Source organism: Streptomyces microflavus, from assembly GCF_014650075.1.
Classification (GTDB): Bacteria; Actinomycetota; Actinomycetes; order Streptomycetales; family Streptomycetaceae; genus Streptomyces; species Streptomyces microflavus.
In genome coordinates this window covers 542,331-554,736 of record NZ_BMUG01000005.1, presented here as the reverse complement: position 1 = coordinate 554,736, position 12,406 = coordinate 542,331, and the positions used below count along the sequence as shown (strand labels likewise).

8 protein-coding genes and 1 pseudogene are annotated in these 12,406 nt (G+C 71.7%); 7 read left to right on the top strand and 2 right to left on the bottom strand.

Features of this window, described 5'->3' with window-relative positions; translation table 11 throughout:
* The first annotated feature begins 1 nt into the window (after window position 1).
* The 3 genes from IE264_RS17850 (at window position 2) to IE264_RS17840 (ending at window position 4,391) form a co-directional block, all read left to right on the top strand.
* The gene (locus IE264_RS17850; protein WP_032754789.1) at window positions 2-835 is read left to right on the top strand and encodes a helix-turn-helix domain-containing protein; all 834 of its coding nucleotides are present in this window, start codon (window positions 2-4) and stop codon (window positions 833-835) included.
* A 113-nt stretch (window positions 836-948) separates the two neighbouring features.
* A complete protein-coding gene (locus tag IE264_RS17845; RefSeq protein WP_032754787.1) occupies window positions 949-3,171 on the top strand; it encodes an AAA family ATPase in 2,223 nt (740 codons plus the stop codon).
* Window positions 3,168-4,391 (top strand): McrC family protein, encoded by a 1,224-nt coding sequence (locus IE264_RS17840; RefSeq protein ID WP_032754785.1) that lies wholly within the window; start codon window positions 3,168-3,170, stop codon window positions 4,389-4,391. The genes IE264_RS17845 and IE264_RS17840 overlap by 4 nt, the downstream gene beginning before the upstream one ends.
* 49 nt (window positions 4,392-4,440) lie before the next feature.
* Here the strand turns inward: IE264_RS17840 and IE264_RS17835 are convergent, their stop codons facing one another.
* Entirely contained in the window at window positions 4,441-5,781 is a 1,341-nt protein-coding gene (locus IE264_RS17835) for a phytase (protein WP_032754783.1), read from the bottom strand.
* A gap of 294 nt (window positions 5,782-6,075) precedes the next feature.
* Here IE264_RS17835 and IE264_RS17830 point away from each other — a divergent pair, with 294 nt between their 5' ends.
* On the top strand, window positions 6,076-6,933 hold the full coding sequence (locus tag IE264_RS17830) for a glycoside hydrolase family 19 protein (protein WP_308428518.1): 858 nt from the start codon (window positions 6,076-6,078) through the stop codon (window positions 6,931-6,933).
* Between the two features lie 75 nt (window positions 6,934-7,008).
* Here the strand turns inward: IE264_RS17830 and IE264_RS17825 are convergent, their stop codons facing one another.
* Complete coding sequence (locus tag IE264_RS17825; RefSeq protein WP_190167659.1) at window positions 7,009-8,472, bottom strand: alpha/beta hydrolase family protein; 1,464 nt, start codon at window positions 8,470-8,472, stop codon at window positions 7,009-7,011.
* A gap of 285 nt (window positions 8,473-8,757) precedes the next feature.
* Between IE264_RS17825 and IE264_RS17820 the strand changes: the two genes are divergently transcribed.
* The 3 genes and pseudogenes from IE264_RS17820 (at window position 8,758) to IE264_RS17810 (ending at window position 12,301) form a co-directional block, all read left to right on the top strand.
* Window positions 8,758-9,552 carry a M48 family metalloprotease gene (locus IE264_RS17820; RefSeq protein WP_158706500.1) on the top strand — a complete coding sequence of 265 codons (795 nt, stop codon included), beginning with the start codon at window positions 8,758-8,760 and terminating at the stop codon, window positions 9,550-9,552.
* Window positions 9,553-9,576: 24 nt separating this feature from the next.
* Window positions 9,577-10,125, top strand: coding sequence for a TetR/AcrR family transcriptional regulator (locus tag IE264_RS17815; RefSeq protein WP_015606593.1), 549 nt, complete (start codon window positions 9,577-9,579; stop codon window positions 10,123-10,125).
* Window positions 10,126-10,163: 38 nt separating this feature from the next.
* Window positions 10,164-12,301, top strand: a pseudogene (locus IE264_RS17810) (MMPL family transporter).
* Window positions 12,302-12,406 lie beyond the last annotated feature (105 nt).

The window sequence follows — 12,406 nt, the reverse complement described above, 5'->3', positions numbered from 1 at the left end:
CATGGGTTCGCCGTTGGGGGATTTCATCCGGGGCAGGCGTGACAGCGTCCAGCCGGAGTCGCTGGGGCTGCCGGTCCGGGGACGCCGCAGGGCACCGGGGCTGCGGCGCTCCGATCTCGCCGCGCTGGCGGGCGTCAGCGTCGAGTATCTGACCCGCCTGGAGCAGGGCCGTGACCGCAACCCCTCGGTGGCCGTGGTGAACGCCATCGCCGATGCGCTCGGCCTGAGCCCGCCGGAACGCGATCACCTGCGCTATCTGACGAAGATCACCGGCGGCGAGTGTGTCGCGCAGACCCGGGCCGCCGGGCCGGAGCGTGATGTCCGCCCGTCCGTCCTGCGGACCCTGGGCCTCCTTGAGCCGGGTATCGCGATGGTGACGAACCGGCTGGGCGACGTCCTCGCCCGGACCCGGGGCTTCGAGTCGGTGACGAGGGGGACCGGACTGCTCGACGCCCCCGCGCCGAATCTCACCCGGTACGTTTTCACCGATCCCCGGGCCCGGACGTTCTTCGCGGACTGGGGCGAGGTCGCGGACGAGCAGGTCTTCGAGCTGTGGCGGGGCCCTTCGGCGGCGAGCTTCGAGTGGTTCGCCTCGGAACTGGCCCCTGTCGCGGGGCCCGACTTCACGCACCGCCTGAACCGGCATGTGGTGCCGCGGCGGGGGCCTCTGCGCCTGCGTCATCCGTCGGGGTGCGAACTGCTGCTGGACCGCGAGACCCTCGAACTGCCCTCGGACGCGCAGCAACTGGTCGTTCTCCTCCCCGCGGACAGGGAAACGGCCCGGGCTGTCGACCGGCTCGGCGACCGGGCCCCGGGCCGGCTGCGAGCCGTCTGAATCACCGTACGGGCGCTGGGAGGCAGTGCTTCGTACAGTGCCGCCGCGTGCACCGTGGTGACGCAGGGCCTGCCCCCTTACTAGGGTGGGCGCTTCGGAACAGAGGGGGAGCTGTGGCGAGACGGCCTGACGGTGCCGAGGTCGCGGCGGTGGTGCAACGTGTCTTCCGCGACGGTCTGCTCGGCGGGAAGTCCGCGTTCCAGCCGGAAGTGGCCGCCTGGACCGACGCGACCGCGTCCGATCTGCGCGCCCGCTTCGTCGACCGGCCCGACACATCGACGGACACCTTTCTCGTCAAGCTCCGCCGGCAGCTCGCCGACGCCCCGGACGAGACGATCGTCCTCGCCGCCGAACTGCTCTTCGTGAACATGGCCCCGCTGGTACCCGAGCAGATCGGCCTTCCGAAGAAGCTGGAGATCCTCCGCGAAGTGCTGTCCTGGGCCGGCGGCCGTCCCCTTGATGTGCCCCCGGGCCTGGAACCCGCCCTCAAGGGCTTCCTCCACGGTGGGCAGGGGTTCCTCAACTACCGCTGGGCGCAGTTCCAGATCCTGGTGCTCCTGGTGGAGCGGCTGGCCGGGACGCGGCAACCGGAGCGGAAGGCGCTTCTCGAGGACCCCTGGCGCTTCCGGGACCTCTGCTTCGCCATCCAGGACTCGGTCGGCCACAAGAAGGGCCGGGCCCAGATCCATGTCCTGCTCTTCGCCCTCTTCCCGGACACCTTCCAGCCGATCGCGAGTGCTCACCACAAACACGAGATCCTCAAGGCGTTCGCGGAGGAGCTCCCCGACCCCTCCGGCAACGACGACAAGGACCTCCTGGAGCTCAGCAGAACGCTGGAGGTCCAGATCGGGCGGCCCGTCGACTTCTACGACGAGCCCTGGGTCGGCCGCTGGCGTGAGGGCGCGGTCCAGCACGAGCAGCGCGGCTGGCTGGTCCGCGGGCACAATGTGGGCGGGCACGACGTCATCCCGGACTGGCTCGGCCGGGGTTACTGCTCGCTCTCGTGGCGGGAGGTGCCGGAGATCCCCGGCGGCGCCACCAAGCAGCAGATCCGGCAGGCGGTCGCCGAGGCCATGCCCGAGGCCACCGCCCAGCTGCGCGGCGCGGCCGCCTACCAGCTCCATGTCTTCCTGACCGAAATGCAACCGGGCGACCTGGTCGTCACCGTCACCCCGGACGAGGTGCACGTCGGCACCGTCCAGGGCCCACCGACGTACGACCCCTCCGACGGGGTCGACACCGCCCGCCGCCGCCCGGTGCGCTGGGCCACCGCAGAACGCCCCCTCGTCCGGGCCGATCTCCCCGAGAAGGTCCAGGCGCGGCTGCCACTGCCGCCGGCGGTGTACGACATCAGCAGCGTGGCCGCCGAGCTGGCCGAACGGGCGGGCCTGGAGTCCGTGGTCGCCGAGGAACTCGCGGACGTCGATGTCACAAAGCCCCTCGAATTCCCGCCGGTCACCCAGGAGCTGGCGGACGGACTGCTCATGCCGCTGGAATGGCTGCGGGAAACCGCCGAGCAGCTCCAGGACCAGCGGCAGCTGGTGCTGCACGGACCGCCCGGCACGGGGAAGACCCACCTCGCCCGTGCGCTCGCCAGACATCTGGCGGGCCCTGACCGGGTGGAGCTGATCCAGTTCCACCCCTCCTACACCTACGAGGACTTCTTCGAGGGCTTCCGTCCCGTGCGCGGCGACGGCGGCTCGGTCGTGTTCGACGTGGTGCCCGGCCCGTTCAAACTGCTGGCCGAGCGGGCGCGGAACGATCCGGCGAACCCGTACGTCCTGATCATCGACGAGATCAACCGGGCCAATCTGGCGAAGGTATTCGGCGAGCTGTACTTCCTGCTCGAGTACCGCGAAGAGCCCATCACCGTCCAGTACAGCCCGCACGATCCGTTCCACCTGCCCGGCAATCTCTTCCTCATCGGCACGATGAACACCGCCGACCGCGCCATCGCCCTGGTCGACGCGGCGATGCGCCGCCGCTTCGCCTTCCGCCGGCTCTCCCCCGAGAGGCCGCCGGTGCGCGGTCTGCTGACCCGCTGGCTCCATGCCCGCGGCCTCCCGGACACCGCCGCTCGGCTGCTGGACGAGCTCAACTCCCGCCTCGGCGAACCCGACCGTGCCATCGGCCCGTCGTACCTGATGAAACCCGGCGCTGCCCGCCCCGAGGGCCTGGACCTCATCTGGCGCACCCAGATCCTGCCGCTCCTGGAGGACCAGCTCCATGGCACGGGCATCGACGTCGAGGTGGAGTACGGCCTGGACTCCCTGCGCGCAGCCCTCGGGCCGTCGGACCCGGCAGCCGGCTCCCCGCCGCCGGCCGTCCAACCGTGACCCCCGACCTCACCCTCACCGTCCAGGAGACCGGCCCGGGCACCCCGTACGACCTGACCGGGGACCAGGTGGCGGCCCTGGTCGCCGTGCCCGACCTGGTGCGGCTGACTCCGGCGCCGGGAGGGCGCTGGAGTGTGCGCGGCAACCAGAAGGCCGGCCTGGTCCATCTGCGTACGCGGTCCGGCGGGGCGATCCACCTCCGGCTGCGTCCGAAGCTCGGCATCAGGGACCTCCTCTTCCTCCTCTCCTACTCCCCCACCGATCCCTGGCACCCGGAACCGGTCACCGCGGCCACGGCCGACGACCTCCTCCCCGCCCTCGCCGACCTGCTGGCCCGCACCGCCCGCCGCACCCTGGAGGCAGGCGTCCTGCACGGCTACCGCGAGGTGGAGGAGGAACTCCCCCTGATCAGGGGCCGTATACGCACGACGGCCCAGCTCCGCCGTACCGGCCTGCCGCTGCCGATAGCGGTCCGGTACGACGACCACACCCCCGACATCCCCGAGAACCGCATCCTGCTGGCCGCCCTGCACCTGGCCGCCCACCTGCCGGGCGTCCCCCACCCGACCCGCCTCACCCTCCGTCACCTCGCCGACCGCCTCCATGGCGTTCAGCGCCCCCACCCCGGCCTGCCGCTCCCTCCCTGGACCCCGACACGCCTCAACGCCCGTTACGCCCCGGCCGTCCGGCTGGCCGAGCTGCTGCTGTCCGGCCGCTCGATACAGCCGGAGGGGGGCGCGCCGGTCCCGGCGGACGGGTTCCTGCTGGATCTGCCGCGGGTCTTCGAACGCTTCGTGGCAGTGACGCTGGGAGAGGCCCTGGCCCGCCACGGCATCCGCTGCGCTCAGCAGGACGTCCACCGCCTGGACGAGGCCGGCCGGTCCCCCTTGCGCCCGGACCTGGTCCTGTACCGCGAGGGCCGCCCGGTCTCGGTGATCGACACGAAGTACGTGTTCCTCAGGGCCACGGCCCCTCCCGCGGACCACCTCCACCAGCTCCTCGCCTACTGCACCGCACTGGGCCTCTCCCACGGTCACCTCGTCTACGCGGCCACCGCCCCGGGCACGTCCTCGACCGACCACGTGATCCTCCGCTCCCCCGTCACGATCACCGCCCACGCCCTGAACCTCGGCGAACCCCCCGCCGGAGTCCTGGCGCAGATCGCGGCCCTGGCCGCCGTAACAGGGGCACACGGCCAAGCCCGACGGCCTGCCGGGTGAGGAGGTGAGCGTGTTGATGGCTGCCGGGGGAGCCCGGATTCCGGCACCGTCAGTCGTTCAGTGCGTCCATGACCGTGCCGAGGTCGACGAACTTGAAGTTGGTCGCGGGGCGGTCGCCCTCGCCCGGTGCGTCGTGGCCGTCCTGCACGACGAGCAGACCGTTCGGATACTGCGAACCGAGGGGGGCGTTGAGCGCGGCGGCGCCGTCGCACTCCTCGGAGCCGTCGAGCCTGCTGTTCGCGGGCGCGACACGGAACCCGCCCTCGTACGCGTTGTCGTCCTTCACCTGCCGGTCGTACGCGGCGAAGGTGTTGTCGCCCTGGCTGGAGGCGAGCAGGTAACCGCCGCCGTCGGACTCGGTGACCAGCGTCAGGCCCTCGACGTCCGCTGAGAGCTTGGACCCGCCGTAGCCGGGGTCGTCTCCCGGCGTGCACTCCTCGGTCTCCTCGTCGTAGACCCCCGGGACACCGTACTCACGTACCTTGTCGATCAGTTTCGGCCGGCCGCCGGTCAGGTCGGCGCGCAGGCGCCAGATCCCGACGTTCTCCTGACCGGCGTAGAGGGTGCCGTTGACGGGGTCGACGACCATGCCTTCGACCTGCGGGAGTTCGCCGGGCTCGCCGCAGGGAGACCACGAGGTGCCGTTGGGCAGCCGGAACGTGGAGGGAAGGTTCAGGGTCCGCACCGTGCGGTAGGTGACCTTTCCGGCCCTCGTCGGCCGCAGTTCCAGCAGCGTGATGCTGGTTCGCTCGCGACGGCTGACCAGGGCGAAGGACTTGCCGGACGTGGGATCCGTCCAGGTCGCGAGACCGTATGCGGTCCGCTGGTCGTTGATCTCGGCCTGGTTCTTCGAGAACACGGGCGGCGCGGCGGGATCGGTCACATCGGTCAGCGGGCCGCCGACGCGGTCACGGTCGATGCGGTAGAAGCGCAGCCGGTCGTGGCCCCGGTCGCTGACGACGGCCAGGTCGGCCCGGACCGAGGCGAGCCTCAGGCCGTGTACGAGGTCCACATTGTTGAAGCGGCCAGGGGCATCGTCGGGTCCGGCGGCCGGCGGCGCGGACAGGGACTGGAGTGTCCGGGCCTTCAGGTCGTAGACGCGCAGACCGCCCTCCTTGGCGGTCGCGATGACGAGGCTGCGACCGGGTGCGGCGGTGTTCCGCCAGATGGCGGGGTCGTCCGCGTCGGCGTTGCCGCCCGCTTCGTCGTCGTGCAGCACCTGCGTCTCCGCGCGAGGCGTGACGGCCGGAAGATCGCTGACGGCACGACCATGGGCATTGGCGTTGGCATCGGCGTGGGCATGGGCATGGGCAGGCGCTGCCAGAGTCGCAGTCGCGAGGGCCGACGTCACGGTCAGCGCAAGCGCCCGGACGATGGTGGAGCGAGTCACGCAAGTCTCCTCTTCGAGCGGCTGGCAGGTCCTGGGTGAGCGTGGTCCGCGTATGTGTCCGCCCGGCAGCCACTGGGCGGCCGACAGCCCCGAGTTCACGTGCACGGGCGATGAACACCTTCGGCACGGGACGGACAGGTACGGAGAACTCCTGACGAGACACACAGGGGGGCACCTTGACAGGTCCAGACCAATCACGCTTGGGTGGTGGTCCGCCCTCTCGGCCCGCCGGGTACCCGGTGCGCCGCGCCGAAGGAGTGAGCAGCCCTGCATCGCATCAAGAGGTTCCTGACCATACCGGCGGCCCTGGCCGCGCTCGCCGCCGGCTTCTTGACAGCGACCCCCGCCGCGTCGGCCGCCTCACCCGGCGCCGAGCCGTGCGCCCCGCTCCACAGCGCCTCGGTCGACTACCGCGCCGGGGACACCGTTTCGCACCACGGACGCAACTGGACCGCGAAGTGGTGGTCACGCAACGAGAATCCGGGTGCCGGGTCCGCCTGGTCCGACCGGGGCGCCTGCACCGGAAGGGTCTCCGACTTCGTCATCAGCCCGGAGCGGTTCGACGAGATCTTCCCGGACCGCCACCCCTTCTACACCTACCAGGGCCTGATCGACGCGCTGCACGCCTACCCGCGCTTCGCCAACACCGGAACGCCGCAGACCCGGGCCAGGGAGGCGGCCGCCTTCCTGACGCACGCGGACTTCGAGTCGGTGGGGCTGAAGTACGTCAAGGAGATCAACGAGGCCAACTACTGGCGCAAGTGCGACGACACCCAGCCCTTCGGCTGCCCGGCGGGGCGGGAGGCGTACTACGGGCGGGGCCCGATCATGTTCAGCTGGAACTTCAACTACAAGGCCGCCGGTGACGCCCTCGGGCTCGACCTGCTGAACGATCCGTGGCTGGTCGAGCGGGATCCGTCCGTCGCCTGGCGGACCGCGCTCTGGTACTGGAACACCCAGAACGGCCCCGGCACCATGACCTCGCACGAGGCGATGGTCGGCGGCGCCGGGTTCGGTGAGACGATCCGTTCGCTCAACGGAGCCCTGGAGTGCGACGGCGGCAACCCGCAGTCCGTGGCCGCGCGCGTGCAGCGGTACGAACGCATCACCGGCATCCTCGACGTGGCGCCGGGGTCCGGGCTCACCTGCTGAGGAGCCGGAGGCCGCTCCGCCCCTGGGCGAAGGCGCACGCTCCGACGACCTGCCGGCGCAGCGGTATGCCGGAGATCAGCGAGTTCCCTGGGGGACGGCGTGCGGCTTCGGCCGGTGGACGGTCACCTCCCCGTGGGCCGCGAGGGCGGTGGGCAGGTCGGTCGGGGCGCCCCGGAGCGTGGCGTCGAGGAACGAGAGCGAGGCGGCGGCGGTGATGCGGTGGCCCTCCGTGCGGCCCAGGGAGCCGACCACCCCGGGTACCGGCGGCAGGTAGAGCGGGGCGTCGGTGAAGGTGAGATGCGCGGTGCCCGGCACGGTCAGCCGGTAGTTGGTCGCGGCGCCGAGCTCCAGCACGCGGGTGAGCCGGGGCAGGTAGTCCGGGTCGGTCCCGGGGCCGATCTCCTGGGTCAGCGCCAGTACCGGTTGCCCGAGGTGTCCCCCGGTGGGGCCGTGCGGGAAGCCGTCCAGGTCGATGACCGCGTCGAACCGGCGGTCCTGGCGGGCCGCCTGCAGAGCGGCCGCGCCCCCGATGGAGTGACCGGCCACCGCCACCCGGCCGGTGTCGAGGCGTCCGGCCAGGGTTCCGTCGGCCTCCTCCCGGTCCATGCGCGTCAGCCTGTTGAGCACGGCACGTAGGTCCGCGGCGCGGGTGCGTGTCCAGCCTTCCGCCCGTGCCGCGTCCTCCTCCCGGTCGCCGGTCGCCGAGACCCGCGTACGCAGCGTCCGGCCGTCCGCGAGGACCACGGCAGCGGAGTCGTACGGGTGGTCGACCGCCGCCACCACATAGCCGTGGCTCGCCAGTTCCTCCGCCCAGGCGGTGTTCTGCGTACGCACTCCGCCCAGTCCGGGGGAGAACAGCACCACCGGGAGGCGTCCGCCCTCCCGGGCGGCGGGCGCGCCGGGCACCGCGTGGCTCCGGGCGCGCGGCAGACCGTCGAGCAGGAAGCCGGGGACCCCCGCGTAGCCGGCCAGCGCCGAGGACACCGTGCGCGACTCGGCCTCGGTACGCCCGAGGTACGGCATCCGCGGCGCGTCCGGGGCGCTCCGCCCGGCGGGATACCAGAGCTGTGTCACCAGCGTGCGACTCTCCTCGTCCCGGCCGTCCCCTTCGGGGCGCGTGGAGAACTCCAGGACCTGGGTGCCGACCGGGAAGCGTCCTGAGGGCTCGGGGAACTCGGGTACGGGCAGGGCCCACGCGGAGACCGGGCCCGACGCGATCAGGGCGGCGCACACCGCGGACCCCGGCAGAGCCAGCCACCACCGGGCACGCCACGGAGTGCGCCCGGTGCGCCGCCGGACCATGGGTACGAGCGCGAACGGCGCCGCGACGGCCGCCGCGGCCACCACCGGAACCAGCTGCCATCGCAGCCCCCCGACGACGAGGACGGTCACCGACCCCACGAGCAGGGCGCCGGCGGCGAGCGTGGCCGGGCCGCGGAAGCGGTCGGGAAGCCAGCGGGCCAGTACGAGGGTGATGGCGCCGAACACGGTGAGGGCTTCCGGGCCGGACAGCGGGAGACCGGTGATCGTTGAGGGCATGGGGTCATCGTCCGGGCGGCCGGCATCCCGCCGCATCGGCCTGACGTCGCGGCCCGGTGCGACCTGAGACGCATACGGCGGTGCGAAGGATCAGCCTGTACGGGTACGCCGACCGGCGTCACCCTGCGATGGTCCCCCTCACATGGCCGGCCCAAGAACCCTCCGGGCTCCTAGAATCGGAGCAGTCGCAGCGACCTGGGGGCGGGGGCACCAAGGATGAGCCGGACACCATCCCGATGGGCACGGATCTGGCGCGGCCGGCGGCGCCGCACTCCGAACCGGGCCGTGGTGCCCCCGAGCGTGAAGCCCTGGGCCCGCTCCGACGAGCTCGACCGGTGCCCGGTGCCGCCCAAGGACCAGGAGTGGGTCGAGAGATGGATGACCTGGTGCGTGAAGGAGTTCGGGCCCGAGGCCGTGAAGCGTGAGACGGCGCTCCCGTCCTCGGGCCTCTTCCCTGCGGACTTCGTCGGCACCCCGGCCCAGATCGAGGAGCTGGTCGGGCGGGTCTGCATGGTGATGGGGGTCGACCCCGGTGACGTACGCGTGCGGTATTTCGACAGCGCCGACGAGGCGCCCGACGCCCTGCGGAGCGGCGGCCGCAGGCACCGGGCGGTCGGCAGGTACCACAAGGCCGACGGTCACGCCGTGATCGAGCTCGACCTCCGCGAGGCCGGGGATCCGGCTGTGCTCACGGCCATCATCGCCCACGAGCTCGGCCATGTCCGTCTGCTCGGCGAGGACCGTATCCAGGGCCTCGACGTCGACCACGAGAGACTGACCGACCTGGTGACGGTCTTCCTCGGCATGGGCTTCTTCACCGCCAACGCCGCCTATCGCTTCACCAAGTCGGTACAGGGGTTCTCCGTCCTCCCGCTGGGCGACCTCACCGAACGGATGCTCACCGGAACCGCCCTGGACCCCACCCACCACCTCGGCTACCTCACCGAGCGCCAGTTCGGCTACGCCCTGGCGTGCTACTGCCTGCTCCGGGGCGAAACAGATCCGCCCTGGTCCCGCCTGCTGGAACCCGGCGCCCGGGCCGCGCTGAGACAGGGGCTGCGGTACCTCGCACGACCCTGACCGATCGGTCAGCTACCATGACGCATGCCTCGTCCGCGTTCCGAGATGCGCCGTCACATTCTGGATGCCGCCCTGCGCCTGTTCGCCCACCACGGCTTCAAGGGGGCTTCCTTGCAGGACATCGCGGCCGAGGTGCCGTGCTCGAAGGCCTCCCTGCTCTACCACTTCGCCGAGAAGGAAGCGATCCTCACCGAACTGCTGACGCCGCCGGCCGAGGGGCTCTGCGCACTCAACGGCGAACTGGCCGCTCTGGAAGGCTCGCGAGCCGTGGAACCGGCCGTGACGGGATATGTCGGCCTCGCGATGCTGTTCCACCTGGAACTCAAAATCATCTTCGCGGAGCTGCCGCAGATGCTCGGGCATCCCGCTCTGGCGGTCATCCCTCCTGCCGTCGACCGGCTCGCCGACGCGCTGGCCGGCCGCTCGCGGGAGCCCGGCGCACTCGTCTCGGCCCGCATGGTGATCGGCGGGGTGGCGGTCGCGGTCGCCGGCGGCGTCGATGTCCCGCCCGACGTGATGCGCGACGAACTGATCCGAGGGGCACTCAGAACCCTCGGGCATCCGCACAGCTGAGACAGGCTGTGCAACCGAAGAGAAAGGCGCCGCTTCGCATGGCTGTTCTCCTGTACCGGCTCGGCCGGCTGTCCTTCCGCCGTCGAGGCCGGGTACTCGCCCTGTGGCTGCTGCTGCTCGCCCTGCTCGGTGGCGGCGCGATCGCCTTCAGCGCGCCGGCCACCAGCGAGTTCTCCATACCCGGGACCGAGTCGCAGCAGGCCCTGGACTCGCTCGCCCGGGAGTTCCCGCAGGCGGGAGGTGCGACAGGCACGATCATCGTGGCCGCCCCCGAGGGTGAGAAGCTCACTCCCGCCGCCGTGGCCCCGGTGGTCGAGGAAGCGGCCGAGGTGCCCGGTGTCCTCGCGGCCATCGACCCGTTCCAGGCCCGGGCCCTTTCGCCGGACGGGCGTTACGCCCTGGTCCAGGTGCAGTTCGACTCGGTGGCCGACAGCGTCACCGACGCGCAGCGGAAGTCGTTCACCGCGGCAGGCGCGTCCGCCGAGGGGCTCCGGGTGGAACACGGGGGCGAGATCATGCGGGGCGCCCCCGAGATCGGCTCGACCGAGATCATCGGCGTCGGTGTCGCGGCGCTCGTGCTGGTCCTCACGTTCGGCTCCCTCGTGGCGGCCGGGATGACCCTGCTCAACGCCCTCGTCGGGGTGGCCGCCGGCATGGCCGGTCTCTTCTCCCTCAGCAGCATCGTCGAACTGACCAGCACGGCGCCCATTCTGGCGCTCATGCTGGGCCTGGCCGTGGGCATCGACTACGCGCTCTTCATCACCTCCCGCTACCGGCAGTACCTCGCGGACGGCATGGACGGGGAGGAGGCCGCCGGCCGGGCCGCCGGTACGGCCGGTTCCGCCGTCGTCTTCGCCGGTGCCACGGTCGTCATCGCGCTCGCGGGACTCGCGGTCGCCGGTGTCCCCTTCCTTACGGTCATGGGTCTCGCCGCAGCCGCCACGGTCGCCCTCGCGGTGCTGGTCTCCCTGACCCTGCTGCCGGCCGTCCTCGGATTCGCGGGCGTCCGTGTCCTGCCCCGCGCGCGCCGCACGCAGGACAGCGCACCCTCGTCCGCCGGTACCGGGACGGCCTTCGGCTTCCGCTGGGGCCGGATCGTGGCACGGTTGCGCGTCCCCGTCCTCCTCGTGGGCGTCGTGGGCCTCGGCGCACTCGCCCTCCCCGTACAGGACATGCGTCTGGCCCTGCCCGACGCGAGCACCGAGGCGGCCGGTTCACCCAACCGCGAGGCCTACGACCTGACGACCGAGGGGTTCGGCGAGGGCTTCAACGGCCGTCTCGTCGCCGTCGTCTCGGCGGCCGACGCACAGGCGACCGCACAGGCGGCCAAGGAGGCCACCGCGCTGATCTCGGACACCGACGGCGTCCTGGCCGTCGCCGCCCCGCAGCTCAACGAGCGGGGCACGACCGCCCTGCTGGCCGTGATCCCCAAGACGGGGCCCACCGCCGCAGCGACCGGGTGGCGGGCGTGCAGGGCGCCGACATCGCGCTGACCGGGGTGACCGCGGTCGGCATCGACGTGTCGGAGAAGCTTGCCGCCGCCCTGCCGGTGTATCTCCTGCTCGTCGTGGGACTGTCGGTGCTGCTGCTGATGCTCGTCTTCCGGTCGGTCCTGGTGCCGCTGAAGGCCGCCCTGGGATTCCTGCTCACCATCGGTGCCACGTTCGGCATCACCGTCGCGATCTTCCAGGAAGGGCATCTGTCGCAGCTGGTCGGCCTCGACACCCCCGGGCCGCTGGTGAGCTTCCTGCCCATCCTCCTGATCGGGATCCTCTTCGGTCTGGCCATGGACTACGAGGTCTTCCTCGTCTCGCGGATGCGGGAGGACTTCGTCCACGGGACCGAGGCGCGCCAGGCCGTCATCAGCGGCGTCGGCCACAACGCCCGGGTGGTCACCGCCGCGGCGATCATCATGACCGCCGTCTTCGGCGGATTCGTGTTCATGCACGACCCCGTCATCAAGTCCATCGGGTTCGCCCTCGCCATCGGCGTACTCATCGACGCCTTCGTCGTCCGTATGGCCCTGGTGCCCGCGGTCATGCATCTTCTGGGCCGCGCCGCCTGGTGGCTGCCCCGCCCCGTCGACCGGGTCCTGCCCGACCTCGACATCGAGGGCGAGCGGCTGAACCAGGCGATCCCCGAACAGCGGCCGGAAGCAGAGCTGGTGAAGTCCTGAGCCCGGGGCAGAGCTCGCGAAGTCCTGAGCCCAGGGCAAAGCTCGTGAAGTCCTGAGATGAGCCCTTCTGCGTCGCCCGCCACGCGACGCCGAAGGGCTCGCCCC

What these genes read in the sequence shown, in the direction of transcription:
- IE264_RS17850 (WP_032754789.1), top strand. Translation starts at nt 2, where the DNA reads ATGGGTTCGCCGTTGGGGGATTTCATCCGGGGCAGGCGTGACAGCGTC.
- IE264_RS17815 (WP_015606593.1), top strand. Translation starts at nt 9,577, where the DNA reads ATGCCTCGTCCGCGTTCCGAGATGCGCCGTCACATTCTGGATGCCGCC.
- IE264_RS17825 (WP_190167659.1), bottom strand. Translation starts at nt 8,472, where the DNA reads ATGCCCTCAACGATCACCGGTCTCCCGCTGTCCGGCCCGGAAGCCCTC.